This window comes from Enterobacter sp. 302C9 (assembly GCF_034106085.1).
Taxonomy (GTDB): Bacteria; Pseudomonadota; Gammaproteobacteria; order Enterobacterales; family Enterobacteriaceae; genus Enterobacter; species Enterobacter asburiae_B.
Genome location: NZ_JAWNBW010000002.1, coordinates 335,484 through 361,995, shown reverse-complemented (window position 1 = coordinate 361,995; position 26,512 = coordinate 335,484). Strand labels below are relative to the sequence as shown.

Annotated in this window: 28 protein-coding genes and 3 tRNA genes; 17 read left to right on the top strand and 14 right to left on the bottom strand. The window is 52.8% G+C overall.

Annotated elements, in window-relative coordinates; all coding sequences use genetic code 11:
- Positions 1–13 precede the first annotated feature (13 nt).
- The 4 genes from amyA to fliD are packed head-to-tail and all read right to left on the bottom strand — an operon-like array spanning position 14 to position 3,783.
- Positions 14–1,501: an alpha-amylase gene (amyA, locus tag UR289_RS07455; RefSeq protein WP_320709673.1), complete on the bottom strand. Its 1,488-nt coding sequence runs from the start codon at positions 1,499–1,501 to the stop codon at positions 14–16.
- A gap of 51 nt (positions 1,502–1,552) precedes the next feature.
- Positions 1,553–1,927, bottom strand: coding sequence for a flagella biosynthesis regulatory protein FliT (gene fliT / locus UR289_RS07450; RefSeq protein WP_033145899.1), 375 nt, complete (start codon positions 1,925–1,927; stop codon positions 1,553–1,555).
- Positions 1,928–1,932: 5 nt separating this feature from the next.
- Complete coding sequence (gene fliS, locus UR289_RS07445) at positions 1,933–2,337, bottom strand: flagellar export chaperone FliS (RefSeq protein WP_033145898.1); 405 nt, start codon at positions 2,335–2,337, stop codon at positions 1,933–1,935.
- A 21-nt stretch (positions 2,338–2,358) separates the two neighbouring features.
- Positions 2,359–3,783, bottom strand: coding sequence for a flagellar filament capping protein FliD (gene fliD, locus UR289_RS07440; RefSeq protein WP_033145897.1), 1,425 nt, complete (start codon positions 3,781–3,783; stop codon positions 2,359–2,361).
- A 401-nt stretch (positions 3,784–4,184) separates the two neighbouring features.
- Between fliD and UR289_RS07435 the strand changes: the two genes are divergently transcribed.
- The 9 genes from UR289_RS07435 to sdiA all read left to right on the top strand — a co-directional run bounded on the left by UR289_RS07435 (position 4,185) and on the right by sdiA (position 12,095).
- Positions 4,185–5,009 carry a flagellin gene (locus UR289_RS07435; protein ID WP_033145896.1) on the top strand — a complete coding sequence of 275 codons (825 nt, stop codon included), beginning with the start codon at positions 4,185–4,187 and terminating at the stop codon, positions 5,007–5,009.
- A gap of 62 nt (positions 5,010–5,071) precedes the next feature.
- Positions 5,072–6,277, top strand: coding sequence for a flagellin lysine-N-methylase (gene fliB, locus UR289_RS07430; protein WP_320709597.1), 1,206 nt, complete (start codon positions 5,072–5,074; stop codon positions 6,275–6,277).
- A 129-nt stretch (positions 6,278–6,406) separates the two neighbouring features.
- Positions 6,407–7,126, top strand: coding sequence for an RNA polymerase sigma factor FliA (locus tag UR289_RS07425; protein WP_039263779.1), 720 nt, complete (start codon positions 6,407–6,409; stop codon positions 7,124–7,126).
- A 54-nt stretch (positions 7,127–7,180) separates the two neighbouring features.
- Positions 7,181–7,732: a flagella biosynthesis regulatory protein FliZ gene (gene fliZ / locus UR289_RS07420; protein WP_008500339.1), complete on the top strand. Its 552-nt coding sequence runs from the start codon at positions 7,181–7,183 to the stop codon at positions 7,730–7,732.
- An 86-nt stretch (positions 7,733–7,818) separates the two neighbouring features.
- On the top strand, positions 7,819–8,619 hold the full coding sequence (tcyJ, locus tag UR289_RS07415; protein WP_033145894.1) for a cystine ABC transporter substrate-binding protein: 801 nt from the start codon (positions 7,819–7,821) through the stop codon (positions 8,617–8,619).
- A gap of 106 nt (positions 8,620–8,725) precedes the next feature.
- A complete protein-coding gene (gene dcyD / locus UR289_RS07410) occupies positions 8,726–9,712 on the top strand; it encodes a D-cysteine desulfhydrase (protein ID WP_221702139.1) in 987 nt (328 codons plus the stop codon).
- 21 nt (positions 9,713–9,733) lie between these two features.
- Positions 9,734–10,402, top strand: a complete 669-nt coding sequence (gene tcyL, locus UR289_RS07405) for a cystine ABC transporter permease (protein WP_014884380.1) — start codon at positions 9,734–9,736, stop codon at positions 10,400–10,402.
- Positions 10,399–11,151, top strand: a complete 753-nt coding sequence (tcyN, locus tag UR289_RS07400) for an L-cystine ABC transporter ATP-binding protein TcyN (RefSeq protein ID WP_047061118.1) — start codon at positions 10,399–10,401, stop codon at positions 11,149–11,151. Before tcyL ends, tcyN begins: the two co-directional genes overlap by 4 nt.
- A 221-nt stretch (positions 11,152–11,372) precedes the next feature.
- Entirely contained in the window at positions 11,373–12,095 is a 723-nt protein-coding gene (gene sdiA, locus UR289_RS07395) for a transcriptional regulator SdiA (RefSeq protein WP_318592085.1), read from the top strand.
- A gap of 66 nt (positions 12,096–12,161) precedes the next feature.
- Here sdiA and UR289_RS07390 read toward each other — a convergent pair whose 3' ends face one another.
- Positions 12,162–12,386 carry a DUF2594 family protein gene (locus UR289_RS07390; RefSeq protein WP_008500345.1) on the bottom strand — a complete coding sequence of 75 codons (225 nt, stop codon included), beginning with the start codon at positions 12,384–12,386 and terminating at the stop codon, positions 12,162–12,164.
- 466 nt (positions 12,387–12,852) lie between these two features.
- On the opposite strand from UR289_RS07390, the gene uvrY reads away from it, so the two are divergent.
- The 6 genes from uvrY (at position 12,853) to UR289_RS07360 (ending at position 16,389) form a co-directional block, all read left to right on the top strand.
- The gene (gene uvrY / locus UR289_RS07385; RefSeq protein ID WP_013096026.1) at positions 12,853–13,509 is read left to right on the top strand and encodes a UvrY/SirA/GacA family response regulator transcription factor; all 657 of its coding nucleotides are present in this window, start codon (positions 12,853–12,855) and stop codon (positions 13,507–13,509) included.
- Positions 13,506–15,338, top strand: coding sequence for an excinuclease ABC subunit UvrC (uvrC, locus tag UR289_RS07380; protein WP_032658637.1), 1,833 nt, complete (start codon positions 13,506–13,508; stop codon positions 15,336–15,338). Before uvrY ends, uvrC begins: the two co-directional genes overlap by 4 nt.
- 56 nt (positions 15,339–15,394) lie before the next feature.
- Positions 15,395–15,943, top strand: a complete 549-nt coding sequence (gene pgsA, locus UR289_RS07375) for a CDP-diacylglycerol--glycerol-3-phosphate 3-phosphatidyltransferase (RefSeq protein WP_028019572.1) — start codon at positions 15,395–15,397, stop codon at positions 15,941–15,943.
- Between the two features lie 152 nt (positions 15,944–16,095).
- Positions 16,096–16,171, top strand: a tRNA-Gly gene (locus tag UR289_RS07370).
- Positions 16,172–16,217: 46 nt separating this feature from the next.
- Positions 16,218–16,291, top strand: a tRNA-Cys gene (locus UR289_RS07365).
- Between the two features lie 11 nt (positions 16,292–16,302).
- Positions 16,303–16,389 (top strand) — tRNA-Leu (locus UR289_RS07360).
- 287 nt (positions 16,390–16,676) lie between these two features.
- Here UR289_RS07360 and UR289_RS07355 read toward each other — a convergent pair.
- The 6 genes from UR289_RS07355 to UR289_RS07330 all read right to left on the bottom strand — a co-directional run bounded on the left by UR289_RS07355 (position 16,677) and on the right by UR289_RS07330 (position 22,511).
- Entirely contained in the window at positions 16,677–17,138 is a 462-nt protein-coding gene (locus UR289_RS07355; RefSeq protein WP_064672744.1) for an OB-fold protein, read from the bottom strand.
- A gap of 366 nt (positions 17,139–17,504) precedes the next feature.
- Positions 17,505–18,221: an ABC transporter ATP-binding protein gene (locus UR289_RS07350; RefSeq protein ID WP_033145889.1), complete on the bottom strand. Its 717-nt coding sequence runs from the start codon at positions 18,219–18,221 to the stop codon at positions 17,505–17,507.
- The gene (locus tag UR289_RS07345) at positions 18,218–19,093 is read right to left on the bottom strand and encodes an ATP-binding cassette domain-containing protein (RefSeq protein ID WP_039263773.1); all 876 of its coding nucleotides are present in this window, start codon (positions 19,091–19,093) and stop codon (positions 18,218–18,220) included. Before UR289_RS07345 ends, UR289_RS07350 begins: the two co-directional genes overlap by 4 nt.
- Complete coding sequence (gene livM / locus UR289_RS07340; RefSeq protein ID WP_320709672.1) at positions 19,090–20,364, bottom strand: high-affinity branched-chain amino acid ABC transporter permease LivM; 1,275 nt, start codon at positions 20,362–20,364, stop codon at positions 19,090–19,092. The genes UR289_RS07345 and livM overlap by 4 nt, the downstream gene beginning before the upstream one ends.
- An 11-nt stretch (positions 20,365–20,375) precedes the next feature.
- On the bottom strand, positions 20,376–21,290 hold the full coding sequence (locus tag UR289_RS07335; protein WP_023336149.1) for an ABC transporter permease subunit: 915 nt from the start codon (positions 21,288–21,290) through the stop codon (positions 20,376–20,378).
- A 99-nt stretch (positions 21,291–21,389) separates the two neighbouring features.
- On the bottom strand, positions 21,390–22,511 hold the full coding sequence (locus UR289_RS07330) for a branched-chain amino acid ABC transporter substrate-binding protein (RefSeq protein WP_033145885.1): 1,122 nt from the start codon (positions 22,509–22,511) through the stop codon (positions 21,390–21,392).
- Between the two features lie 423 nt (positions 22,512–22,934).
- Between UR289_RS07330 and UR289_RS07325 the strand changes: the two genes are divergently transcribed.
- Complete coding sequence (locus tag UR289_RS07325) at positions 22,935–23,603, top strand: YecA family protein (protein WP_029741940.1); 669 nt, start codon at positions 22,935–22,937, stop codon at positions 23,601–23,603.
- Positions 23,604–23,637: 34 nt separating this feature from the next.
- On the opposite strand, the gene tyrP is transcribed toward UR289_RS07325, so the two are convergent.
- Entirely contained in the window at positions 23,638–24,849 is a 1,212-nt protein-coding gene (tyrP, locus tag UR289_RS07320) for a tyrosine transporter TyrP (protein WP_320709588.1), read from the bottom strand.
- Between the two features lie 229 nt (positions 24,850–25,078).
- On the opposite strand from tyrP, the gene UR289_RS07315 reads away from it, so the two are divergent.
- A complete protein-coding gene (locus UR289_RS07315; RefSeq protein ID WP_320709586.1) occupies positions 25,079–25,420 on the top strand; it encodes a hypothetical protein in 342 nt (113 codons plus the stop codon).
- Positions 25,421–25,456: 36 nt separating this feature from the next.
- Here the strand turns inward: UR289_RS07315 and ftnA are convergent, their stop codons facing one another.
- Entirely contained in the window at positions 25,457–25,954 is a 498-nt protein-coding gene (gene ftnA / locus UR289_RS07310) for a non-heme ferritin (RefSeq protein ID WP_023336146.1), read from the bottom strand.
- A 204-nt stretch (positions 25,955–26,158) separates the two neighbouring features.
- The gene (yecR, locus tag UR289_RS07305) at positions 26,159–26,497 is read right to left on the bottom strand and encodes a YecR family lipoprotein (RefSeq protein WP_023336145.1); all 339 of its coding nucleotides are present in this window, start codon (positions 26,495–26,497) and stop codon (positions 26,159–26,161) included.
- Positions 26,498–26,512 lie beyond the last annotated feature (15 nt).

Below are 26,512 nucleotides of genomic sequence, written 5' to 3'. Positions count from 1 at the left end.
CACGTTTCCCGTTCTACAGCGCATCCTCTATCACCCAAACGCTGACGCTTCCCCCATTACAGGTAAACGTCCCTTCGCCATCCGCCGCCGTGGTGATGGTTTCTTCGCGATTGCCGAGAAAATCCCTCCACGTTTTGTTGCCGTAGTTTTCCCCAAGACAAATCACCTTCTCGCCGTCGTCCCCGTTCGACATCACCACCACGCAGCCGGGATCGTCATCGGTGCCGCTGCGGCTGAAAGCGATGCAGTTAGGATGGTCGAAAAACAGCGTTTGCACGCCGTGGGCAAAACGCTGGCGCGCGAGGATCAGCTCGTGAAGCTGCTCAATGACCGGCATATCAATATGGTACGTTTCACCGTCGCCTCCCGCGTCGTCATAGCTGGCGCCGAAGAGATCCGGATAAAAGACGCTCGGCACGCCATTTTCCCGCAGCAGGATCAGCGCGTACGCCAGCGGTTTAAACCAGGCTTCGACCGGTGCTTCCAGCGCCTGCAAAGGCTGGGTGTCGTGGTTCGCGACGAGGGTGACCGCATGAAACGGATCGGCTTCCACCAGGGTACCGGTGAAGATTTGGCTCATGTCGTAATCCCGGCCCTGACGTGACGCCTCGTGGAATTTCATCTGCAGAGGGGCATCAAACAGCATGGTTTTGCCTTCGACCTGGTCGATATAGGCCTGAAGTTTATCCACCTCATGGGACCAGTATTCCGCCACGATAAACAGCGGCTGGTCGGCGACTTCCTGGACGTGCTCAATCCACTCTTTGTAAAACCAGGCGGGAATATGCTTGACGGCGTCCAGACGAAAACCGTCGCAGCGCGTCTGTTCCATGACCCAGCGGGCCCAGTATTTGATCTCCTCGGTCACGGCGTGATTGCGAAAGTCGATATTTTCGCCCATCAGGTAATCGAAGTTGCCCATCTCATCATCAACCTGATCGTTCCAGCCTTCGCCGGTGTAGTCGTTGACGATTTTAAAGATGCCATCTTCATCGGGGTTTTCAATATGGTCGACGCCGCTGAAGCATTTGTAGTCCCAGATAAACTGTGAGTACTGCCCGGCCCGGGCTGGGAAGGTGTAGCGAGTCCAGGCTTCGCATTCAATTACCTCGTCATCGATTTGCGTGCGGTCCTGTTCGTTCACGCGCTGAACGCGCACGGGCTCTTTTTCATCGGCGCCCATTTTGTGGTTGACCACCACGTCCAGCAGCACGGCAATGTCGTTGCTTTTAAGGGCATCAATAGCCTCCAGCAGCTGCGCCTTGTCGCCGTATTTCGTGGCGATACTGCCTTTCTGGTCAAACTCGCCAAGATCGAACAGGTCATAGGTGTCATAGCCGACAGAATACCCGCCGGATGCCCCTTTACAGGCGGGCGGCAGCCAGATCATGTTGATGCCGATTTCGTTAAGATTGGTAGCTAACGCCGTGACCTCTCGCCACAATTCACCGCCAGCAGGGTAGTACCAGTGAAAACATTGTAACAGGGTGGGGTTTTTCATCATCCTTGCTCCAGAAGCCATTGGCAGACTTCTGGAGTATGGATGAAGAAATCATAGTTGTGTGTCGCGGGTCAAACTTTCTGGATAAAGAATATTCCCTGACAGCTTTCCATAGGTAGACGTGATGGATTGCTGTTTGCCGGTTTGATCAATCAGATTACGCAGTTCGTCCATGCGGACCTTCAGCAGTGCCTTTAGCGCATTCTCGTTTTCAAGGATCATTTCCAGCAGCGCACGCGCTTGCTCAACCTGAGCCGGAGGGCATGACATGATGGGCGTTTGAGATATCTTTTCCACCAGTTGAACATAATGCATTTCCTGCTCGATAAGCGCATCCCATTGACCAGAATGTGCGAGATTTAGCATAGCAATGCTCTGAGCATGTAACGCCTGCCAATGGCTAAGCGCTGCGCTGGGATTATTCATCAAAATTATCCTGAAATAGAGGACGCATTGGGGCCGATTTGCTTCCACGCATCCGCAATGTTGTTTAATAAACCCTCGACTTCAACAATTGCGTCTACGTCGTTACTGACATTCGCCAGCAACAAACGTCGAACCATATATTCGTACAAGGAGGCAAGATTACCGGACAACTCGCTCTCAACCTCCATGTTCAGTCCTGCTTTTAAACCGTTGTCGATGATATTGATGGCTTTCGTTAACGCTTCGCCTTTCTCACGAATTTGTCCGGCTTCCATGAACAAACGCGCGCGAACAAGGGCGCTATGCGCCCCGTCGAACAACATGACAATCAGCTGGTGTGGACTGGCATTCATGACTGCGCTTTCGACTCCTATCTGCTGATAGGATTGAACACCAGAGGTCTTATACATATCCACTCCTGAAGGCTACGACTATTTTTGTGAGAACTGTTGGGTCAGGTAGTTGGCTGTATTGGTCATTTTGGTGACTAATACGTCCAGACTGGTGAACTGGGTTTTGTAACGCGCCATGGTGGCATCAATAGTGGCTTCCATAGCATCGTAACGCTCACCCAGAGTTTTTAGCGTTTTGTTGATCCCGTCTTTCGCGTTCTGGATCACCCCGGCGCTGCCGGTACTGGTGCTGAGCATGGTGGTCAGCGTGTTGTTCATCTGAGTGGCCATACCGGTTTTCTTGCCGTCACCGACAAAATACTGCTGTACGGCGTTCGGGTTCTCGGTCAGCGCTTTTTTCAGCTTATCGGTATCGACTTTCAGGTTACCGACGGTACCGTCAGAACCTTTTACCGGGTCCTGGGTAATTCCCAGCTGGGCCATGATCTGTACCGAGCCGCTCTGCACTTCGGTCAGCAGGCCGCGCAGCTGAGACTGGATCCCGCGCACGTTTGCATCACCAACAAGTGCCCCGTTGCTGGCTGACTGGCTGCCGGCGCCTGCATCAACCGGAACATACTTCGTCAGGCTGTTAATGGTGGACTGCAGCGAGTTATACGCCGTGACCCAGTCGGTGATCGCCTTCTGGTTAGCATCCGTTGCGCGAGTCACCTCTAATGTTTCATCTGCCTTGCTTTCTGCTTTCAGCGAGAAAGTCACGCCAGGCAGGGCATCGGTAATGGTATTCGTCTGGCGCTCAATCGAAATGCTGTTCACTACCACAATTGCGTTTTGAGCTCCGGTGTTAACCGTCAGTGCGCCCGTTTTTGTGGTGGAGTTGTAACCAATTGCGTTTTGCAGCTTATCGTCGCCAGTGACGCTGATCGTCATTTCACCATCCGTACCGGTGGTTTTAGATGACAGCATCAGGCGGTAATCACCGTCTTTCGCTTTAATGACGCTGGCGGTGACGTTGCCGTTCGCTTTATTAATGGCGCTCGCGATCCCGGCCAGAGACGTATCGCCATCCGCCAGGGTGACCTCTAAAGGCGTTTTCGTGCCCGGCTGGGTGATGGTGATTTTACGCGTCGTACCTGTCGTATCGCCCAGCAGATCCGTGTTGTTTGCATAGGAGCCGGTAGTCAGTGCCTGCGCCTTTGCAACCTGGTTGACGTTGACAACAAAGGAACCCACGGACGCGTCAGCCGTTGTCGTGGCGGTAAAGGCCGTGTTGGTGCTGCTAACGGACGTTGAGTTCCAGGTGGTTGCTTTACCCAGCGCAGCGGTCGCAGTCTGCAGCGATGTCATGGCGCTCTGCAGTTTGCCGTAAGCGCTTAACTGTGCGTTATACGTTGATTGCTGGGAAGTAATCGTCGTCAGCTTGGTTCTTTCTGCTGCATCCAACTGATTATATAAATCCCCGAGTCCTGCAGAACCTATCCCGAGGTTACTGATAGTAGCCATGCATATTTTCCTTAAAATACGAAAGTAGTTCAGGACTCTTATCGGCCTCTCAACGTAAAAGTTTACGATGGTGAGAAAAAAATAATCCAAAGAATAGGCACGTCCTGGCGGGGTAAATGAAAGGATTGCACTTTAGGGTCATTATCCGTGCATTGAAAACACGAATAAGTGTGTGCCTTTTTTGTCATCTCTTTGCGCGTTAAAAAAGCATAAATAATAACGCTCTGATGGACCTTAATTGATTTTTTAAAAATAAAATGATTAAAAATCAATTCTTTGCAATTTTTTCGAAATTGATTCTAAAGTCTTTTGGGGACCCGTCGATAACCTTGTTGACGGTGAGAGACGCTGTGAGTGTTAGGCACCGGACCTAAAACCCAATTTTTGAAGGAAACAAAATTATGGCAGTTATCAATACTAACCTGTTGTCCCTGACCACTCAGAACAACCTGAACAAATCTCAGTCTTCTCTGGGCACTGCTATCGAGCGTCTGTCCTCCGGTCTGCGTATTAACAGCGCGAAAGACGATGCTGCTGGCCAGGCGATTGCAAACCGCATGACCGCTCAGATTAAAGGCATGAACCAGGCTGCGCGTAACGCCAACGACGGTATCTCCATGGCGCAGACTGCTGAAGGTTCTCTGAACGAAATCAACAACAACTTGCAGCGCGTTCGTGAACTGGCTGTTCAGGCAAGCAACGGCACCAACAGCACCTCTGACCTGGCCTCTCTGCAGGATGAAGTTACCGCTCGTCTGAATGAAATCAACCGTGTTGCAGGCAAAACTGACTTCAACGGCATCAAACTGCTGGACGGCACTGCAGGTACTGCTGGTGTGGTTAAAATTCAGGTTGGCGTGAACGACGGCGACACCATCGATCTGGACCTGAGCGGTGCAAAAGCTGACACCACGACTCTGGGTGTTGCTGCTATCGACCTGAAAACTATGACCGCTACCGACCTGGGCACCATCGACGCAGCTATCGCTAAAGTTGATAAAGCACGTTCTGGTCTGGGTGCTGTGCAGAACCGTTTCACTTCTGCAATCAACAACCTGAACAATACCTCAACTAACCTGTCTGCTGCTCAGTCCCGTATCCAGGACGCTGACTACGCAACTGAAGTTTCCAACATGTCCCGCGCGCAGATCCTGCAGCAGGCTGGTACTTCTGTTCTGTCTCAGGCAAACCAGGTTCCACAGACCGTTCTGTCTCTGCTGCGTTAATTTTACGCGTGAAACCCCGCTTCGGCGGGGTTTTTTTATCTCTGCTATTTGAGAATCCGCCTGTGAAACAAATCAGTGTCACTCAACCAAAGCTGGTCGCAGATTTTTCATGTGTCGGTGGGGAATGCCGTGAACATTGTTGTCAGGGCTGGACCATCGCGTTTGATAAATCCTCCGTTAATCGCTATCTGAACAGTAAAAATGCCGCTATTCGTCAGACGGCGAAAACGGCGATAAAAGTCACCAAAAAAAACTATGACCACTGGGGTGAAGTGATTTTCCATACGGAAAGTAAAAACTGCCCGTTTATGGATACGGAAAAACTCTGTTCTGTTCATAGCGCCATGGGCATCCAGGCCTTAAGCCCAACCTGTACGTCGTTTCCGCGGACAAACCGGGTCTATAAAAATGAAATCGAAAAATCGCTGAACCTCTCGTGTCCGGAAGTGACCCGACTTCTGTTGAACGATCGAGAGTCTATGTCGATGATGGAATCCATTAGCGTCCAGCAGGACGTCAATAATGCGCCGATGATTGATTTGAAGGCAAAGGTCATCAATCTCTTCTGCCAGAATATTTTCAGCGTTGAGGGCGTCAGCGTTGAAGAACAGGTTTACGCCGTGGTGAAATTCCTCATGGTGGCTGAAAAGCTCGATAATCTCGAAGAGAATATCGGCACGCTCGAAACGGTCTATTTCTCGCTGGTTAACGAGCTGGTGGGCGGTAAAATCAAAACGGAATTAGGCGGATTTAATCAGAACTACAGTCTGAAATTCGCGTTAATTTCGCTCATCCAGAGCTACTTCACGAAGAAAGCGACAGCCCGCGGCGGTGCGGTATTAAACCGTTATTTTACCCAGCTTTATCAACAATTTGAGTCTGCGGGTGACGCCGTGCCGGCAGAGAAGGTCATGGAGAACATCGAGTCCGTCTGGCGCGATGTGGCGGGAAGTTACCTGGCGACCAATGACCATTTATTTAAGAACTTTTTTAAATACAAACTCTGGGAGCAGGGCTTCCCGCAGAACAATGGCCGCAGCATGTTGAATAATCTTTATTTAATCGTCGCGGAGTTCTATTTCCTTAAAACGTTACTTGCCGGTCAGGCGATCGTGGCGGGGAAAATTGAACAAGATAATATTATTGATGTTATTTACAGCTTCCACTCCCTTAGCCAGCATAATCAGGAAGCGGGAAAGCTCTTTCATCAACATATAGATAGCGTCAAACTGGGCGACGATCTTTCATTGTTACAACTGTTAATTTAGCCAGAAAAGTTGCCCCTGTTGTGGGCAACCTCAGAATAACCTCACTTTATCCCCCTTTTTCATCCAATTGAACGCCCTGCAGAATCGGATAATCATGCCGATAACTCAACTAACGCAGGGCTGTTTATCGTGAATTCACTCTATACCGCTGAAGGTGTAATGGATAAACACTCGCTGTGGCAGCGTTATGTCCCGCTGGTGCGTCACGAAGCATTGCGCCTCCAGGTGCGCTTGCCGGCGAGCGTGGAACTCGACGATCTGCTACAGGCGGGCGGTATCGGGTTATTGAATGCAGTTGACCGATACGACGCTCTGCAAGGAACGGCATTTACGACTTACGCAGTTCAGCGTATTCGTGGTGCGATGCTGGACGAGCTGCGCAGCCGCGACTGGGTGCCGCGCAGTGTTCGCCGCAACGCGCGCGAAGTGGCGCATGCGATGGGGCAGCTGGAACAGGAACTGGGACGTAACGCAACAGAAACCGAAGTGGCGGAACGTCTTGGCATTGCTGTTGAAGAGTATCGTCAGATGTTGCTCGATACCAATAATAGCCAACTCTTCTCTTATGACGAGTGGCGCGAAGAGCATGGCGATAGCATCGAGCTGGTGACGGACGAGCACCAGCATGAAAACCCGTTACACCATTTAATGGAAGGGAATTTACGCCAGCGCGTCATGGAGGCTATTGAAGCTCTGCCTGAACGCGAACAGCTGGTATTGACCCTTTATTACCAGGAAGAGCTTAACCTCAAAGAGATTGGCGCTGTTCTGGAGGTGGGAGAGTCGCGGGTGAGCCAGCTGCACAGCCAGGCCATTAAACGCTTACGAACCAAGCTGGGTAAGTTATAGGTGATTGATTCACCTTAAAAATGCCGCACAACGTATTGACAACCAGGAGTTATCATGACGGTGCAGCAATCTAAAAGACGGCCTTTAAGCCGCTACCTGAAAGACTTTAAACACAGCCAGACGCATTGCGCCCACTGTAACAAGTTACTCGATCGTATCACGCTGGTTCGCCGGGGCGAAATCGTCAATAAGATTGCGATTTCGCGTCTCGACACGTTGATGGACGAAGCAGCATGGCTCGAAGAGCAAAAAGAGTGGGTGGCGCTTTGCCGTTTCTGTGGGGATCTCCACTGCAAAGAGCAAAGCGACTTCTTCGATATTATCGGCTTCAAGCAGTTCCTGTTTGAACAAACGGAGATGAGCCACGGCACCGTTCGCGAATATGTCGTTCGCCTGCGCCGCCTTGGGCAACATCTGACCGTAAACAATATTTCTCGCGATCTGCTGAAAACCGGTTATCTGGATGAAAATCTGGAGCCGTGGCTGCCTGCGACCAGCACCAACAACTACCGAATTGCGCTGCGCAAGTATGCGCAATACAAGGTACAAATGCCGGGTGCCATAAAGCAGAAAGCCCACGCCGGAACAACTTCTGATATATATTAAAAAAGAATAAGATGTAGCGCAGTCGCCTTTGACGTTGCAGGCGATTTCTCTAAACTACGTAAAAATTCCACTATATCGGGGTATTTATGAAATTTGCACTTCTGGGTCGTCAGGCGCTGATGGGTGTTATGGCCGTTGCGCTGGTTGCGGGTATGAGCGTGAAAACGTTCGCCGCAGAAAACCTGCTGAATAAAGTAAAAGAGCGCGGTACGCTGCTGGTCGGGCTGGAAGGAACCTATCCTCCGTTCAGCTTCCAGGGCGATGACGGTAAGCTGACCGGTTTTGAAGTGGAGTTTGCTGAAGAGCTGGCGAAGCACCTCGGCGTTAAAGCGTCACTGAAACCGACCAAATGGGACGGTATGCTGGCGTCGCTGGATTCCAAACGTATTGATGTGGTGATTAATCAGGTGACCATTTCTGACGAGCGTAAGAAGAAATATGACTTCTCTACGCCGTACACCGTGTCCGGTATTCAGGCGCTGGTGAAGAAAGGCAACGAAGGTGGAATTAAAACTGCCGCGGACCTGAAAGGGAAGAAAGTCGGTGTCGGTCTGGGTACCAACTACGAAGAGTGGCTGCGCCAGAACGTGCAGGGCGTGGATATCCGCACCTATGATGATGACCCAACGAAATACCAGGATTTGCGCGTAGGTCGTACCGACGTCATTCTGGTTGACCGCCTGGCCGCGCTGGATCTGGTGAAGAAAACCAACAATACCCTGGCGGTAGCGGGTGATGCGTTCTCTCGTCAGGAATCAGGCGTTGCCGTTCGTAAAGGTAACGAAGACCTGGTCAAAGCGATTGATTCCGCGATTGCTGACATGCAAAAAGACGGCAGCCTGAAGGCGCTCTCCGAGAAGTGGTTCGGTGCAGACGTCACGAAATAAGCTTCTGCCGTAAAAAAAGGCGCTTTTAAAAGCGCCTTTTTTATTTCTTTCGCGTCTGCGTGCATAATGAAAAATATCACATTTTGTCAGAGTTACCGGAGAACCCATGTCACTACAGAATTTAACGCGCTTTCCCCGCCTGGAGTTCATCGGCGCGCCGACGCCGCTGGAGTACCTGCCGCGATTTTCTGATTATTTAGGGCGCGATATTTTTATTAAGCGTGACGACGTGACGCCGATGGCGATGGGGGGCAATAAGCTGCGCAAGCTGGAGTTTCTGGCGGCTGACGCACTGCGCGAAGGCGCGGATACGCTCATTACCGCCGGGGCTATCCAGTCCAACCACGTTCGTCAGACGGCGGCAGTGGCGGCAAAGCTCGGGCTCCACTGCGTGGCGTTGCTGGAAAACCCGATTGGTACGCGGGCAGAAAACTATCTGACCAACGGCAACCGCCTGCTGCTGGATCTGTTTAACGTGCAGGTCGAAATGGTGGAGGCGTTGACCGACCCGACCGCCCAGCTCGACGAGCTGGCGACGCGTCTGGAAGCGCAGGGGTTCCGCCCCTACGTTGTCCCCGTCGGCGGTTCGAACGCGCTGGGCGCGCTGGGGTATGTGGAGAGTGCGCTGGAAATCGCGCAGCAGTGCGAAGGCGCGGTAAGCCTCTCCTCCGTGGTTGTTGCGTCCGGCAGCGCGGGCACGCATGCCGGGTTGGCGGTGGGGCTCGAACAACTGCTGCCGGACGTCGAGCTGATTGGCGTGACGGTATCCCGCAGCGTCGCGGAGCAGAAGCCGAAAGTGGTCACTTTACAGCAGGCGGTAGCCGCGCAGCTGGAGCTGAAGGCCAGGGCCGATATTCTGCTCTGGGACGACTATTTTGCGCCGGGTTACGGCACGCCTAACGAAGAGGGCATGGAGGCGGTGAAGCTGCTGGCGCGCCTCGAGGGGATACTGCTCGATCCGGTCTATACCGGCAAAGCGATGGCCGGACTGATTGACGGCATTGCGCAGAAACGCTTTAAGGATGAAGGGCCGATTTTATTTGTCCATACCGGCGGGGCGCCTGCGCTGTTTGCCTACCATCCTCACGTCTAAAAATCAGGTCGAAAAATAATAATGCAAGAAAGTATTCAACTGGTTATTGATTCTCTGCCGTATCTGCTAAAAGGTGCGGTATTTACGTTACAGCTCAGTATCGGCGGGATGTTCTTCGGGCTGGTGCTGGGATTTGTGCTGGCATTAATGCGCATGTCACCCATCCTGCCGGTACGCTGGCTGGCGCGCTTTTATATCTCCGTATTTCGCGGCACGCCGCTTATCGCCCAGCTCTTTATGATTTACTACGGCTTGCCGCAGTTTGGTATCGAGCTGGACCCGATCCCCGCAGCGATGATTGGTCTGTCGCTCAATACCGCGGCGTACACCTCTGAAACCCTGCGAGCGGCGATCTCCTCCATTGACAAAGGGCAGTGGGAGGCGGCGGCCAGTATCGGGATGACGCCATGGCAGACGCTGCGTCGGGCCATTCTGCCGCAGGCTGCGCGCGTGGCGCTTCCACCGCTCAGCAACAGCTTCATTAGCCTGGTGAAAGATACGTCCCTGGCGGCAACGATTCAGGTACCGGAACTGTTCCGTCAGGCGCAGCTCATTACTTCGCGCACGCTTGAAGTCTTTACCATGTATCTGGCCGCCTCGCTGATTTACTGGGTGATGGCGACGGTGCTGTCTGCTCTGCAAAACTACTTCGAAAACCAGCTTAACCGCCAGGAGCGTGATCCAAAATGAGTGCTATCGACGTCAAAAACCTGGTGAAAAAATTCCACGGTCAAACGGTGCTCCACGGAATCGATCTTGAAGTCGAGCAGGGTGAAGTGGTGGCGATTATCGGACCAAGCGGTTCGGGAAAAACGACGCTGCTGCGCAGTATTAACCTGCTTGAACAGCCGGAAGGCGGCACTATTCGGGTAGGGGAGATAACGATTGATACCGGGAAATCCATTAGCCAGCAGAAAGGGTTAATTCGCCGCCTGCGCCAGCATGTCGGCTTCGTTTTCCAGAGCTTTAATCTCTTCCCGCACCGTACGGTGCTGGAGAACATTATTGAAGGACCGGTCATTGTAAAAGGTGAATCGAAAGAGGACGCGACGGCGCGCGCGCGCGAACTGCTCGCTAAAGTCGGGCTCGCGGGGAAAGAGACCAGCTATCCGCGCCGTCTGTCTGGCGGGCAACAGCAGCGCGTGGCGATAGCGCGCGCGCTGGCTATGCGCCCTGACGTGATCCTTTTTGATGAACCGACCTCTGCGCTCGATCCGGAACTGGTGGGTGAGGTGCTGAACACCATTCGCCAGCTGGCGCAGGAAAAACGGACGATGGTGATCGTGACGCATGAAATGAGCTTTGCACGCGATGTGGCTGACAGAGCTATCTTCATGGATCAGGGGCGGATTGTGGAGCAGGGGCCGGCGAAAAGCCTGTTTGCCAACCCTCAGCAGCCGCGAACCCGTCAGTTCCTTGAAAAATTCCTGATGCAGTAGCATTTTTGCACTAATTTGCTCCAGAAATTTAGGCTGGAGCAAATTATTCTCCCTTCGGGGGCAGTCGTTTGTTTTTTTATTCCATCCGGCCCGGATAAACCTTATCAATAGTAAAGTTAATTGTGCTAATGCCGATATTTTGTAGTTAGAAAAAAGTTTTATGTGTTAGGTTATATTCACCATAATAATGATTATCTTTTCAGAGGCTTCATTTAGTAAGTATGAAGGATTCAGACTTTTTCACCTGGCGACGGGATTGCTCCCTCCGGTTTCAGGAATTGACCTGTGTCGACGAGGTATATCAGGAATTACAGCGACAAACTCAGACGCTTGAATTCGATTGTTACTCGCTCTGCGTGCGCCATCCCGTGCCGTTTACCCGGCCTAAGATCTCTGTGCATACCACTTACCCAAAGCAGTGGATGGCGCAATATCAATCCGCGAACTATTTCGCTATTGATCCCGTCTTAAAACCGGAGAATTTCATTCAGGGTCATTTACCCTGGTCAGACGCATTATTCGCTGACGCGCAGGAATTATGGCACAGCGCGCAGGACCACGGTTTACGCGAGGGAATAACGCAGTGTCTGATGTTGCCTAATCATGCGCTCGGCTTCCTGTCTGTTTCCCGTACTAGTATACTGGAAGGGCCGTTTGCCCGTGAGGAAATAGAACTGCGGTTGCAAATGCTGGTGCAAATGGCCTTAACTTCTCTGGTGCGTTTTGAAGATGAGATGGTCATGCCACCTGAAATGAAATTCAGCAAACGCGAGCGCGAAATTCTGAAATGGACTGCGGAAGGGAAGACATCAGCGGAAATAGCGATCATTCTCTCTATCTCAGAGAATACCGTTAACTTCCATCAGAAAAATATGCAGAAGAAATTCAACGCGCCTAACAAAACCCAGATTGCGTGCTACGCGGCGGCAACGGGACTGATCTGACGGGATAATACGTTCTGCGTGACAGACGAGCAAACGGCTGAATGCACTGCATCCAGCCGTTTTTTGTTACTGGCGGTAGGCTTGTTTGATTTGCTTAACGGTGTTAGCAAATACCGCAGATTCAGCCTGGTCTTCCATCTCCGCGATTTGTTTTTCCATTTTAATGATCACACGACCGGCATCCGCCTGGCCCATCGCCTGCAGCATCAGCGTCAGCAGTGCTTTCAGGCAGTTTACTTCCTGTGCCAGTTCCTGGTTATTCTCCGCAGTGGCAAATTCAGGTGTGCTCATTTATTTTCCTCATTATTTAACGGCGCTAAAGCGCGACGACGAAAGTCAAGGCGGCGGAGTATACCACAAGCTGCAGCAAAAAATGCAGCGGTTGTTTTTCGTACTTTTACGTTGATGTTTAATTGCGTAAACAGAACGTACCGGTAAACTAAACCGCCGTGAAAGGCTATTAATTGTTTATGCCCGGTTCGCTTGCCGTTAATTATTGTTACAAAAATTTGAGATCTGTTTTTTTGCAGGAAAAGCCTGCAAGTTTTTTGTAACTTTTTGAATACAGATGCTTAAAAAAAGCTGCAAAAGCGCGGAATGCATGGTCTCTCTTTCCACGGACTGTACAGCCTAATTTCCAAAAACGAGAGCAAAATCGAATAGCCGGTTTTTTAACGTTTTAATCTTGCGAGGAAAACCGTTAATATAAACCAAATTATCACTCAGTAGCGTTATCCCTATTCTGGAGACATTTCCTTTGATCAACGTCCTTCTTGTTGATGACCACGAACTGGTGCGCGCAGGGATACGACGCATTCTTGAAGATATTAAAGGTATTAAAGTTGCCGGTGAGGCGTGCTGTGGCGAAGATGCGGTAAAATGGTGCCGCACAAACTCGGCCGATGTGGTACTGATGGATATGAACATGCCCGGTATCGGTGGCCTTGAAGCAACACGCAAAATCGCGCGTACCTTTGTTGATACCAAAGTCATCATGCTGACCGTGCATACCGAAAACCCACTGCCCGCGAAAGTGATGCAGGCGGGCGCAGCGGGCTACCTGAGTAAAGGTGCTGCGCCGCAGGAAGTCGTCAATGCAATCCGTTCCGTGTTTGCCGGACAGCGCTACATAGCGTCCGACATTGCCCAGCAGATGGCGCTGAGTCAGATTGAGCCCGAAAAAACCGAATCACCGTTTGCCAGTTTGTCCGAGCGTGAATTGCAGATTATGCTGATGATCACCAAAGGTCAGAAGGTGAATGAGATCTCGGAGCAGCTGAACCTCAGCCCGAAAACGGTGAACAGCTATCGTTACCGGATGTTCAGTAAACTGAACATTCATGGTGACGTCGAACTGACGCACCTGGCCATCCGGCACGGTTTGTGTAATGCGGAGACGTTGTTAAGTCAGTGAGTGATGTGTTCGATTCAAAAGCATTTCTGAAAACCGTAACCAGCCAGCCTGGCGTCTATCGCATGTATGACGCTGGCGGTACGGTTATCTACGTGGGGAAGGCAAAAGATCTTAAAAAACGCCTCTCCAGCTATTTTCGCAGTAACCTGGCCTCCCGTAAGACTGAAGCGCTGGTCTCACTCATTCAGAATATTGATGTCACCGTCACGCACACCGAGACAGAAGCGCTGCTGCTTGAGCACAACTATATTAAGCTCTACCAGCCGCGCTATAACGTCCTGTTGCGTGATGATAAATCCTATCCGTTTATTTTTCTGAGCGGCGACACCCACCCGCGCCTCGCCATGCACCGCGGTGCAAAACACGCTAAGGGCGAATACTTCGGGCCGTTCCCTAACGGCTATGCCGTGCGCGAAACGCTGGCGCTGCTGCAAAAAATCTTCCCTATCCGCCAGTGTGAAAACAGCGTTTACCGTAACCGCTCGCGCCCGTGCCTGCAGTACCAGATTGGACGCTGCCTGGGGCCCTGCGTGGAAGGGCTGGTAAGTGAAGAAGAGTATGCCCAGCAGGTGGATTACGTGCGCCTGTTCTTAGCCGGAAAAGACGATCAGGTCTTAACGCAGCTGATCGCGCGCATGGAAAAAGCCAGTGCCGCACTCGAGTTCGAAGAGGCCGCGCGTATCCGCGACCAAATCCAGGCGGTGCGCAGAGTCACTGAGAAACAGTTTGTCTCGAATACCGGTGACGATCTCGACGTCATCGGTGTAGCCTTTGACGCCGGGATGGCCTGCGTGCACGTGCTGTTTATTCGCCAGGGCAAAGTGCTCGGCAGCCGCAGCTATTTCCCGAAAGTACCCGGCGGTACTGAACTGGGTGAAGTGGTGGAAACCTTTGTCGGCCAGTTCTATCTGCAGGGAAGCCAGATGCGCACGCTGCCTTCTGAGATCCTGCTCGATTTTAATCTTGACGATAAAACCCTGCTGGCCGATTCGCTCTCTGAACTGGCGGGCCGCCGGGTGAATGTACAAACCAAACCGCGCGGCGATCGTGCACGTTATCTTAAGCTGGCGCGAACCAATGCGGCGACGGCACTCACCACTAAGCTGTCGCAGCAGTCGACGGTCAACCAGCGTTTAACGGCCCTGGCGACGCTGCTGAAGCTTCCGGAAGTGAAACGGATGGAGTGTTTCGACATCAGTCACACAATGGGAGAACAGACGGTGGCCTCCTGCGTGGTGTTTGATGCGAATGGCCCACTGCGCGCCGAGTATCGCCGCTACAACATCACCGGGATCACGCCGGGCGATGACTATGCGGCCATGAATCAGGTGCTGCGTCGTCGCTATGGTAAAGCCATAGAGGAGAGCAAAATTCCGGATGTGATCCTGATTGATGGCGGGAAAGGGCAGCTCGGCCAGGCGAAAGCGGTATTTGAATCGCTTGATGTCAGCTGGGATAAAAACCATCCGCTGCTGCTGGGCGTCGCAAAAGGGGCCGATCGTAAGGCCGGTCTGGAGACATTGTTCTTCGAGCCGGAAGGCGAGGGCTTCAGCCTTCCGCCGGATTCCCCGGCGCTGCACGTCATCCAGCATATTCGCGATGAATCACACGATCATGCCATCAGCGGTCACCGCAAAAAACGGGCGAAGGTGAAAAACACCAGTAGCCTGGAAACGATCGAAGGCGTGGGGCCAAAACGTCGCCAGATGCTGCTGAAATATATGGGCGGATTGCAAGGATTACTCAACGCCAGCATGGAGGAAATTGCAAAAGTGCCGGGTATTTCGCAAGGGCTGGCAGAAAAGATCTACTACTCGTTGAAACATTGAGGGCTCTGTAGCAACATAGAGCTAAATTTTACTGACAACAAACAGTTACCGTCATTATGCAATTTAATATCCCTACGTTGCTCACTCTCTTCCGTGTCGTACTCATCCCGTTCTTTGTACTGGCATTTTACCTGCCGGTCGTCTGGGCACCTTTCGCCTGCGCATTGATCTTCCTTATCGCAGCGGTCACCGACTGGTTTGATGGCTATCTGGCGCGCCGCTGGAATCAAAGCACCCGTTTCGGTGCCTTCCTCGATCCGGTGGCAGACAAAGTGATGGTCGCTATCGCCATGGTGCTGGTAGCCGAGCACTATCATACCTGGTGGGTGACGCTGCCCGCGGCAACCATGATCGGCCGCGAGATCATTATCTCTGCGCTGCGCGAGTGGATGGCGGAACTGGGGAAACGCAGCAGCGTGGCGGTCTCGTGGATTGGTAAAGTCAAAACGACGGCGCAGATGGCGGCGCTGGTCTGGATGCTCTGGCGTCCAAACGCCTGGGTTGAATGGGCGGGAATTGGTCTGCTGTGGGTGGCGGCAGTGCTGACGCTGTGGTCAATGCTGCAATATTTAAACGCTGCGCGCGGGGATTTGCTTGATCAGTGATCGTTTCGCCGTAATTTTCAGCAAACGATCCAGGGATGCAAAAAATAACGTTGACTCATAACGTCATATCAGTAGAATGCAACGCATCGAACGGCGGCACAGCAAGCCGGACGATAATGAAATCAAGTGGTTAGAAGTTTACTTGATGACATGCGGGAATAGCTCAGTTGGTAGAGCACGACCTTGCCAAGGTCGGGGTCGCGAGTTCGAGTCTCGTTTCCCGCTCCAGATTAAAGACATGCGCAGTAGCGGGTGTCAGTTTGAAAAGTTTTACGGCGCGTTAGCAAAGCGGTTATGTAGCGGATTGCAAATCCGTCTAGTCCGGTTCGACTCCGGAACGCGCCTCCACTTTCTTCCCTGGCCGGATGGTGGAATCGGTAGACACAAGGGATTTAAAATCCCTCGGCGTTCGCGCTGTGTGGGTTCAAGTCCCACTCCGGCTACCATGGGAAACAAAGAATAATCAAAGCAATAAGCAGTGTCGTATAAACCACCGAAAGGTGGTTTTTTTATTTTCTGATTTCGCTCTCCGATTATTATTCCAGCTTTTCGCAAGTACAGCCAGGCGATTACATCATCGCGTCTACATATCTTTATGTTACCCCGATACTGCAACGCGATTGGCGTGTGGAATAAGGGTATTATATAAGCATATCAGGTATGGATAAGTGGCATGATGTTGGCGACAGGATGGATCGGGAGAATGGAATGGGAGGGCAACCCTCCCGATTCGTTATTTTGCGAATAAACAATCTCGTCCAGAAGGAGCACCCATTACTCGGATCATTTTTTTACAAATAACAGTGACCTGCTGTCCTTTTTTCATTGCTGCAGCAGTAGCCTTTTCTGAGTTTTCCATCTCCATTCGTGCAGGCATGAACTGGTTGTCTGTTTGTAAGCCGATGATAATTGAGTCTGTAAAATCTTTATCAATCGACTGAACAACTCCCTTGACTGCGATGAGCTTACCTTTCATGTTTTCATCGGTTGCAACTTCATTTTCTTCATAAGCTTTAAAAAGCTGCCTTGCGGAGGTTGTAAACACTTCTTTTTGCGGTACTGACTCTTGCGTATCCGCAACTGATGCAGAAGACGAAGTCGCGCCTGCTTCAGATTTGTCGTTTTTACCGACGATATATCCCAGAACCATCAAAGCAATAAAGATATAGAAAATCCATTTAATAAATTTCTTCATGTAATCACCTGTTAGCTAATAGTTTTGCTGTGTAAGTAATGTGAGGTTTTCACCTTATTACTTTATCGCATAAGGATGCTTATTGCCTATAAAAAGGATTTACGCGAGTAAATTATTTTATCCTTTTTCAAGGAAAGCATTGTTGTGATATCCCAAAAAGGGGAGCTTAAGACTGCTGACAAAGTATCTTTTTGCGTTCCTCCCGCTGGAGCTACGCTTGCTCGGGCCTACAATAAATAGTGCGATTTATTGATATAGTTTTGGCTTAGAGGAGAAGAAGCGCAGCGACACACGTCATGAAAGGCAGCTGAATCGCCGATGTTAAACAGTATAAAGGTGATTCGATGGCGCATGAACATCGTGTAGTCAAACCCCGCCCAAATACGCCTTCCTCACCTCCTGATTTCCCAGCAGCTCCTCGCCGCTGCCGCTCAGCCGGATCTGCCCGTTAACCATCACATACCCGCGGTCGGAAAGCTTCAGCGCGTGATGCGCATTCTGCTCCACCAGAAAGATGGTCATGCCGTTGCGGGCCAGCTCGCGCAGCGTCTGGAAGATCTGTTTCACCACAATCGGCGCCAGCCCGAGGCTCGGTTCATCCAGCAGCAGCAGCTTCGGACGGCTCATCAGCGCCCGGGCGATCGCCAGCATCTGCTGCTCTCCGCCGGACATGGTCATCGCGCGCTGCTTGCGTCGCTCCTTGAGGCGCGGGAACAGGTCGAACATGGTTTGCATATCCTCAGCGGCAAACTGGCTGCCGATGGGGATGGTCCCCATCAGCAGGTTCTCTTCAACGGTCATATCCGGGAAGATTCGTCTGCCTTCCGGCGCCTGCGCAATGCCGCCGGACGCGACGTAGTGGGTGGATTTATGGCTGATATCTTCGCCGCCGAAAAGGATCTGTCCGCTGCGAATGCGGGGCTGGCCAAAGATGGACATCAGCAATGTCGATTTACCCGCGCCGTTTGCGCCAATCAGCGCCACGGTTTCACCTTTATTGACTTCGAGGGAAACCTGTTTAAGCGCCTGAATGACGCCATAAAACACATCCACCTCGCGAAATGCCAGCAGCGGTTCGCTCATAGGTTGACCTCGCTTTCATCCGTACCCAGGTAGGCGGCAATGACCTTTTCATCATGCTGGATCTGCTCGGGTTTTCCCCTGGCAATAACATCCCCGTGGTCGAGCACGATAATGTCGTCCGAAATCTCCATCACCATCCCCATATCATGCTCAATCAGTAATACCGTGATGTCATGATGATCCCGCAGAAAGCGAATAATGCTGCTCAGCTTGTGCGTTTCAACCGGGTTAAGCCCGGCGGCGGGTTCATCCAGACAGATCATTTCCGGGCCGGTGCACATTGCTCGCGCAATTTCCAGACGCCGCTGCTGGCCGTACGACATCTCTCCCGCCAGACGATTGGCGCACTCCACCAGATCCACCACTTCCAGCCAGTAGAAGGCCCTGTCCAGGGCGTCGCTTTCCGCCCGCCGGTATGCCGGCGTATTTAAGATCCCGGCGAGCAGATTGCGGTTAACGCGCATATGCTGCGCAACCAGCAGGTTTTCCACGACAGACATCTCGCGAAAAAGACGGATATTTTGAAACGTGCGGGCCAGCCCTGCGCGGTTGACCAGATGCGTTCCGCCGAACATTTTGTAGAACAGACGCTGCCCGAACTGCGCGGGGTTAATCCAGTCACCCGGCTGGAATTTTTGTCCGAGCACCTGAATAACGTTGGTTGTTTTATGGCGGGTATTAAATAAAATGTTGCCGCCGGAGGCCCTGTAGAAGCCCGTCAGACAGTTAAACACGGTTGTTTTCCCCGCCCCGTTTGGCCCAATAAGGGCGGTAATTGAGCCACGCTGTACGTCCAGGTTGACGTCGTTTAGCGCCTTAATTCCGCCGAAGTGCATCATCAGATGTTCAACGCGTAATATCGTTCCGTTCATGGTGCGACACCCTTACGCACGGCGAACCCGCTGCGGTTAATGCGGATCAAACCGCGCGGACGCCAGATCATCATCACCACCATGAGCATGCCAAACAGCAGGACGCGGTACTCGGCAAAACTGCGCAGCAGTTCCGGTGTTACGGTGAGCACAAAAGCGGCCAGCACTACGCCAAGCGTCGAGCCCATACCGCCCAGCACCACGATGGCGAGGATCAGTGCAGATTCAAAGAACGTGAAGGAGGTCGGGTTCACGAACCCCTGATAGGTGGCGAAGAACACCCCGGCAATCCCTGCGGTCGATGCGCCCAGCGTAAAGGCCGACAGCTTAACCAGAACATGATTTAACCCCATCGAGCGGCAGGCAATTTCGTCTTCACGCAGTGCTTCCCACGCCCGACCAATCGGCATCTGCGTCAGGCGGTGCTTGATGTAGAGCACCAGCATCACCACCAGGAACAGCACCGCGTAGATAAAAATAAACTTCATGTTCGGGTTATAGGTCAGGTGGAAAAACTCGTGGAAGGGCACGCCGCCTTCTTTCGCGCGTCGCCCAAATTCCAGACCGAAAAAGGTGGGGGGAGGGGCCGACACGCCGTTTGGTCCGCCGGTGAAGGTCAGCCAGTTGTTCAGTATCAGGCGAATGATCTCCCCGAACCCGAGTGTGACGATGGCCAGATAGTCACCGTGCATGCGCAGTACCGGGAAACCGAGCAGGGCGCCTGCGGCGGCGGCCATGATTGCCGCCAGCGGCAGCATGCTCCAGAAGCCTAAGCCGAGATACTGGTATCCCAGCGCCAGACCGTACGCACCAATTGCGTAGAACGCGACATATCCCAGATCCAGCAGGCCGGCCAGACCCACGACGATATTCAGCCCCAGACCGAGAAGCACGTAGATCAGCCCGAGAATGGCGACGGTCAGCACATATTTCGTGGCGACAAACGGAAAGCAAATCGCAAGGGTAATCACCAGAGGAATAATCCAGCGCATGCGGCTTTTGTATTCCGGTGGCCGGACATATACGCCCGCGCTATCGGCTTCGAAGCGTGACTGGAAACGGGCGCCCGCGGCGGTATCTAAAAAGGCGCTCAGCAGAAAACGCCCGAGCATGACGATGCCGACCATCCAGGCCAGCCGCTGCCCGGCGAAGTTAAAGCTGTAACCGTCCAGCACCACGCCCGCAATGGGGCCGAAAATAATCAGCGCAATCAGCCCGGAAAAAATCGCGTCCAGCATGCAGCGTTTAAGTGAAAAACCGTGTGACGTCATCATTCTCTCCCTCACACTTTGGCCACAATCGGGCGCCCAAGCAGCCCCTGGGGACGGAAAATCAGGATCATGACCAGCAGGCCGAACGAAAAGACATCTTTATAGTCTGAGTTCACCATGCCCGAGAACTGGGCTTCCGCCACGCCCAGGATAAGGCCACCGAGCATGGCGCCGGGGAGGGAGCCGATGCCGCCGAGTACCGCCGCGGTAAAGGCTTTAATGCCGATCACGAACCCGACGTAGAAATCAAAGGTGCCGTAATTCATGGTGATCAACACCCCCGCCAGACCGGCCATCGCCGCGCCGATGACAAAGACCAGCGAAATAATCCGGTCGGTGTTAATGCCCAGAATGGAGGCCATCTTACGATCCTGCTGTACCGCGCGGCACATCCGGCCCAGCCGGGTATGGTTGATAATCCAGGTGAGCACCAGCATGCCGGCAAAAGAAGCAATCAGAATAAACACTTTGGTGTAGGTTATCTGCACGAAGCCGTCGCCCAGATGCAGGCGAATCACGCCGTCCAGCATGGTCGGCACCCCTTGCTGGCGCGGACCCTGGCTCAGCTGCGCGTAGTTTTGCAGGATAAGCGACATCCCGATGGCGGAGATCAGCGGCGCCAGGCGCGTGGAGTTGCGCAGCGGCTTGTAGGCGATACGCTCGATGGTCCAGCCGTACACCCCGGTTACCACGATGGTGAACACCAGCGTCCCGAGGATCAGCAGCGGGAACGACTGCAGACCGAAGAACGAGAGCAGCGCCAGGCCGATGGCGCAGAGATAGGCGGAAATCATATACACTTCGCCGTGGGCGAAATTGATCATCCCGATAATGCCGTACACCATGGTGTAGCCGATGGCGATTAAACCGTAGACGGAGCCCAGCGTTAAGCCATTGATTAACTGTTGCAGGAAGAATGTACTCATCTTAGCGCGCTCGTTTTATAGGCTGCGCGATGCGCGCAGCCTGATGTTTATTACGCGCCGACGGGCAGGCCCGCCGACGTTGAGCGTGACTCCGTCCCGTTACTGCACTTCCTTATATTTGCCTTTGTCGTCCCACTGGTAAACCACGTAGTCAGACACTTTCAGATCGCCCTTGCTGTCCCACGCTTTTTTGCCCATCACCGTGTCGACGGAATTGGCTTTCAGCCACTCGCTGGCTTTGGCGGAGTCCTTGCCGCCGGTGGCCTTGAAGGCTGCGGCAATGGCCTGTACGGAGGCATAGGAGTAAAGGGTGTAACCTTCCGGCTCGAATTTACCGGCGCGGAATTTCTCGATAACCGCTTTACCGTCCGGGATAAGGCGCGGATCTTTACCGAAGGTCATGTAAATGCCGTTGGTGTATTGCGGGCCCCCCGCGGCGGTCACCATCTCTTCGTTGACAATACAGTCGCCGGAGAAGAATTTCGCCTGCACGCCCTGTTCACGCATCTGGCGAACCAGCGGACCGGCTTCCGGGTGACAGCCACCGAAGAACACGACGTCCGGTTTTTGCGCGCCGATCTTGGTCACCAGCGCGTTAAAGTCTTTCTCACCGCGAGATAACCCCTCATACATCACATCCTGAACCCCGCGTTTCGCCAGCGCCGCTTTGGTGGCGTCAGCCAGACCCTGACCATAGGTGTCTTTATCGTGAATAATCACCACGCGTTTGGCTTTCAGCTTGTCGATGATGAAGTCGCTGGCAACCTGACCCTGCTGGTCATCGCGTCCGCACATGCGGAACATATCGCTCATGCCGCGTTCGGTGATCAGCGGGTTAGTTGAGCCGGGGGTAATCGCAATAATGCCCGCGTCGCTATACACCTCGGAGGCGGGCATTGTGGAAGAGGAGCAGAAATGGCCGACCACGGCGTTGACTTTATCCTGGTCAACTAAACGGTTGGCGACGGCCACGGCCTGCTTAGGCTCGCAGGCATCATCCCCCTGAACCAGTTTGATCTTCTCGCCGTTAATGCCGCCTGCGGCATTAATGTCTTCAGCGGCCTGCGTTGCGCCGTGCCAGTACTGATCGCCATAGGTGGCATTCGGACCCGTGAACGGCCCGGCCACGCCAATCACAATATCTGCCCGGGCGGAAAACGCCGTCACCAGGCAACCGGCCAACACAAGAGAAAGAGGAGTTCTGATTAATTTCAGCGACATTATTATGTTCCTTAGCAAAGAGGTTTTTGCACCACGGCGTAAACCCGAACGCCCGACGGCGCAGCCAATCCGAAACACGAGCAAGAACAAAATGCACTAAACGAACAAGATACAGACGGCATCCTGCATATTACGGCGAGATTTCCCTGCGCAGAGGTGCGCGAAGAACGTTAAGCAAAAACGTTGCCAGAATGGTTAACCCATTGACGAGCATGCGACATGTTTGAGTATAGAGCGCCGCGTTATGCCGCCTTGCGGGAGGAGAAGAAATTACAGCGGAGATCACATATCGTTAACAATAAAGCCCATAAGTTGTGCAAAGGTCACGATTTGCACGTTTTTGCAGCAATAAAGACCTAAACTTCAGCCCGGAGAGGCGTGTGTTATGTGTTAGGATCGTTTCCTTTTGCAGGAGTGTCAGCGATGACTGAAGGCCCATTGAATGAAAGCGAAATGGCGTGGCTTGAAGAGACGTTAATGTCTTACGGTCATGATGACGCGTCCGTGATTGACGTGTCCGAACTGGACGGCATGCTTACCGCAGTGCTTTCCGGTCCTGTTGTCGTTGAGCCAGATGCCTGGCTGGTGGCGGTGTGGGGTGGCGAGAAGTACATTCCGCGCTGGAAAAACGATCGTGAGATGAACCGTTTTATCGATCTCTGCTTTAAGCATATGAACGATATTGCAGAGCGCCTGAGCGAGTACCCGGATCAGTTTGAACCGATGTTCGGTTATAACGACGTCGACGGTGAGAGCTATACCGTGGTGGAAGAGTGGTGCTATGGCTATATGCGCGGCGTGGCGCTGACGGACTGGTCAGCCCTGCCGGAAGCCCTGAAGGCCGATCTTGACGTGATTGCCCTGCACGGGACGGAAGAGAACAGCGAAAAGCTGGATGAACTGTCCGAAGAGGAGTATATCGCCAGCATCGAAAGCATCCAGCCTGCGGCACTGCGTCTATATCAATACTGGGTAAACAACCCGCAGCAGCCGGAAGTGAAGAAGCCGACGGTGAACGGCACGAAGGTCGGGCGTAACGATCCGTGTCCTTGCGGCAGCGGGAAGAAGTTTAAGAGCTGCTGTTTGCACTGATAAAAAAAGGGGCTGATGATAGCCCCTTTTTTATTTAACCCACTTCCGGCAGCATCCCGGCTGCAATCAATACCTGCACCAGAATAATCACCACCCCACAGCCAAACACAACGCACAGCAGCGGTTTTCCTCCCGCCACGCGATATCCCTGCTGAGGATGCTGCTGGCGGCTCTTCCACGCCAGCAGGGAAGGGAGCAGCAGGGCCAGGATAGAGAGCGCCACCCCTGCGTAGCCCAGCGCCATCACAAACCCGCGTGGGTAAAACAGCGCAAAAGCGAGCGGCGGCAGGAAGGTGATGGCCCCCGTCTGCAACCGTCCAGCCGCGGTATTGCGACGCTGGAACAGGTCGGCCAGATAATCAAACAGGCCGAGCGCCACGCCCAGGAACGAGGTTGCCAGCGCCAGGTCGGCAAACAGGTGTACCGCCAGCTCCACGTGCGGGGAGGTAACAACCTCGCGCAGTGCCAGCAGAAAACCGTTCAGGCCAGCGTGTTGCGCCATCAGCCCAATAAAGGTTGAAGAGTCAATGCTGCCCAGCGTCACCAGCTGCCAGAAAATATAGGCGATCAGCGGGATCGCGCTGCCGATTACAAAGACGCGACGCAGCTTGCGGATATCGCCGTTCATATAGCTGACGATGCTCGGCACGCTGCCGTGGAAGCCAAACGAGGTGAAAATGACCGGGATCGCGGAGAGCGCCAGCCCTTTTTCCAGCGGCAGCGTCAGCAGGTTAACCTTGTGCACGTGCGGCGCCAGCAGCACCAGCATGATAATCAGGAAGAGAATTTTGGCGCTGAACAGAAAGCGGTTAAACAGATCGACCAGCGATGTCCCCATGCAGACCACGCCGCCGCCGATGAGCGCAAAGAAGATAGCCCCCGTCGCCGGGGTGATGTCAGAGCCAAACCAGTCGTTGACGCTTGAGGCGATGAGCTCCCCGGCGCCGCTGATGTAGGCGGCGGTCAGGGCGTACATCAGGAACATCATGCTAAAGCCGGTTATCCACTGGCCGTAGCGTCCCAGATAGCGCGCCGCAAGCGAACCCAGACCGGTGTCGGCGGGCACGTGCTGGTAAACCTCAAGCAGCAGCAGGGCGGTGTAGCACATCAGCGCCCAGAGCGTACCCAGTAGCAGCAGGGTCATGCCAAATCCCACGCCCGCGGCTGCCAGGGGCATTGCCAGCATTCCTGCGCCAATCGTCGTTCCGGCGACGATAAAAATACTTCCCAGGGTTCTGTTTCTCACGCTTTCCTCTACAACGATGCTTAACCGCGACAAAATCTGCGGCGCAGAGTAAGGGAAAAGCCGTAACTCGTCAAATCACCGTTACAAGTAGTGTAATGAATTATTTACGAACTGCTGGCGCTCTGACCCTTTTTAGGCGCAGGCCTACTTCATAAGGGCAATGTTGCCAGGCGACATTCCGGCGTAACGTAAACAATAAATATAAATTATCAAATTAAGTGAGGGTTTTATGGCTGGGGAGAATCCCTTTACTGCGGCATGGAGCCGGGGAGGCAACCTGTTGTGCCATGGCCACTGGATAATTAGCTGGCAGAACCAGCCCCTGATACTTCCCGAGTCCCGCCGCGAAAAGGATATGGGTACCTGGGCAATCTATTCGATTATCGATCCTGAAGATGAAACCTTTGCGCAAGGCTTACAGGAAGATGAGTGGATCGTTGAGAATGTCGACTGGTTAACGGATATGTTCTTCGAGGTGGGGATTCCGCTGGAGACTTCCAGCTACCGTTATTTTTACCAGGCGATGAATCCCCATGACTGGCGCTGCACCAGCTGTGCGGGATGTATGTAAATTAACGCGGTGCCGGAAACCGGCACCGCGCTGAAATTAATTCTGCGTATCGAGAGTGGAAAGTTCTTTATCAATAAAGTAAAGACCTTCGCCGGATTTCCCCACCAGAGATAATTTATCCAGTACGGATTTAAACAGCTTCTCTTCTTCGTGTTGCTCAGCGACGTACCACTGCAGGAAATTAAAGGTTGGATAATCCTGGCTGGTCATCGCCGCATGGACCAGTTCGTTAATTTTCTGCGTGATCAGCTGCTCGTGCTCGTAGGTGGCGCGGAACAGTTCATCGAGAGAATTATACTCAGCGAAAGGTGATGTCACGGTTTCAATGCGCGGCAGGCTGCCCGTATCCGTAAGATAATCAAACAGACGCTGCATGTGGGTCATCTCTTCCTGAGCGTGACGACGCAGAAACGCGGCCGCACCTTCGAAGCTGTGGTAGCTGCACCAGGCGCTCATCTGCTGGTAGAGCAGGGATGAAAAAAGCTCAAGGTTCATTTGTGCGTTGAGCTTGTCGATCATTTCAGTTTTCAGCATGGTGACGCTCCGGATTATTATTTCTGGTTCACAATGAGCGACACTATAATTTGTTATTTAATTATTTGCAAAACGTAAAATTTTTATTTTATTTATTTAAAATACGAATGGGAATAAAACGCATTGGCGATTTTTATAATTTATTAATGAGAATTGTTTTTGTTCGTAATGAAATATACTGCCAGCAAACGCTGGCAGGGTTGATTAATACCAGGGGTTATTTGACTTAGGGTTAACGGCGTAACCCATACATTTATACTGGATAGTCACGCTCTCGTTCAGGCACAAAGAGCCGCTCGTCAGGGTGCAGGTTTTGATGGGCTGACCATAGGCTGAGGCGGTGGCATACCCCATGCTCTGACACGCTTTTGCCGCCGTGCCGTTATTCACATACTCATCGGAATACGCATTTTGCAGCGCTGCCTGGCCGTAATCGAGGCGGACGATGCCGTTCGGCGCGTCGAGGCTGCTGACTTCAGCCTGGCGGTTGATACTACACCCCGCGAGCAGCAGGATTGTGCCGGCTACAATGACTCTTTTCATGGTTCGCTCTGAGTG

What these genes read in the sequence shown, in the direction of transcription:
- amyA (WP_320709673.1), bottom strand. Translation starts at nt 1,501, where the DNA reads ATGAAAAACCCCACCCTGTTACAATGTTTTCACTGGTACTACCCTGCT.
- fliT (WP_033145899.1), bottom strand. Translation starts at nt 1,927, where the DNA reads ATGAATAATCCCAGCGCAGCGCTTAGCCATTGGCAGGCGTTACATGCT.
- fliS (WP_033145898.1), bottom strand. Translation starts at nt 2,337, where the DNA reads ATGTATAAGACCTCTGGTGTTCAATCCTATCAGCAGATAGGAGTCGAA.
- fliD (WP_033145897.1), bottom strand. Translation starts at nt 3,783, where the DNA reads ATGGCTACTATCAGTAACCTCGGGATAGGTTCTGCAGGACTCGGGGAT.
- UR289_RS07435 (WP_033145896.1), top strand. Translation starts at nt 4,185, where the DNA reads ATGGCAGTTATCAATACTAACCTGTTGTCCCTGACCACTCAGAACAAC.
- fliZ (WP_008500339.1), top strand. Translation starts at nt 7,181, where the DNA reads ATGACGGTGCAGCAATCTAAAAGACGGCCTTTAAGCCGCTACCTGAAA.
- tcyJ (WP_033145894.1), top strand. Translation starts at nt 7,819, where the DNA reads ATGAAATTTGCACTTCTGGGTCGTCAGGCGCTGATGGGTGTTATGGCC.
- dcyD (WP_221702139.1), top strand. Translation starts at nt 8,726, where the DNA reads ATGTCACTACAGAATTTAACGCGCTTTCCCCGCCTGGAGTTCATCGGC.
- tcyL (WP_014884380.1), top strand. Translation starts at nt 9,734, where the DNA reads ATGCAAGAAAGTATTCAACTGGTTATTGATTCTCTGCCGTATCTGCTA.
- tcyN (WP_047061118.1), top strand. Translation starts at nt 10,399, where the DNA reads ATGAGTGCTATCGACGTCAAAAACCTGGTGAAAAAATTCCACGGTCAA.
- sdiA (WP_318592085.1), top strand. Translation starts at nt 11,373, where the DNA reads ATGAAGGATTCAGACTTTTTCACCTGGCGACGGGATTGCTCCCTCCGG.
- UR289_RS07390 (WP_008500345.1), bottom strand. Translation starts at nt 12,386, where the DNA reads ATGAGCACACCTGAATTTGCCACTGCGGAGAATAACCAGGAACTGGCA.
- pgsA (WP_028019572.1), top strand. Translation starts at nt 15,395, where the DNA reads ATGCAATTTAATATCCCTACGTTGCTCACTCTCTTCCGTGTCGTACTC.
- UR289_RS07355 (WP_064672744.1), bottom strand. Translation starts at nt 17,138, where the DNA reads ATGAAGAAATTTATTAAATGGATTTTCTATATCTTTATTGCTTTGATG.
- UR289_RS07350 (WP_033145889.1), bottom strand. Translation starts at nt 18,221, where the DNA reads ATGAGCGAACCGCTGCTGGCATTTCGCGAGGTGGATGTGTTTTATGGC.
- UR289_RS07345 (WP_039263773.1), bottom strand. Translation starts at nt 19,093, where the DNA reads ATGAACGGAACGATATTACGCGTTGAACATCTGATGATGCACTTCGGC.
- livM (WP_320709672.1), bottom strand. Translation starts at nt 20,364, where the DNA reads ATGACGTCACACGGTTTTTCACTTAAACGCTGCATGCTGGACGCGATT.
- UR289_RS07335 (WP_023336149.1), bottom strand. Translation starts at nt 21,290, where the DNA reads ATGAGTACATTCTTCCTGCAACAGTTAATCAATGGCTTAACGCTGGGC.
- UR289_RS07330 (WP_033145885.1), bottom strand. Translation starts at nt 22,511, where the DNA reads ATGTCGCTGAAATTAATCAGAACTCCTCTTTCTCTTGTGTTGGCCGGT.
- UR289_RS07325 (WP_029741940.1), top strand. Translation starts at nt 22,935, where the DNA reads ATGACTGAAGGCCCATTGAATGAAAGCGAAATGGCGTGGCTTGAAGAG.
- UR289_RS07315 (WP_320709586.1), top strand. Translation starts at nt 25,079, where the DNA reads ATGGCTGGGGAGAATCCCTTTACTGCGGCATGGAGCCGGGGAGGCAAC.
- ftnA (WP_023336146.1), bottom strand. Translation starts at nt 25,954, where the DNA reads ATGCTGAAAACTGAAATGATCGACAAGCTCAACGCACAAATGAACCTT.
- yecR (WP_023336145.1), bottom strand. Translation starts at nt 26,497, where the DNA reads ATGAAAAGAGTCATTGTAGCCGGCACAATCCTGCTGCTCGCGGGGTGT.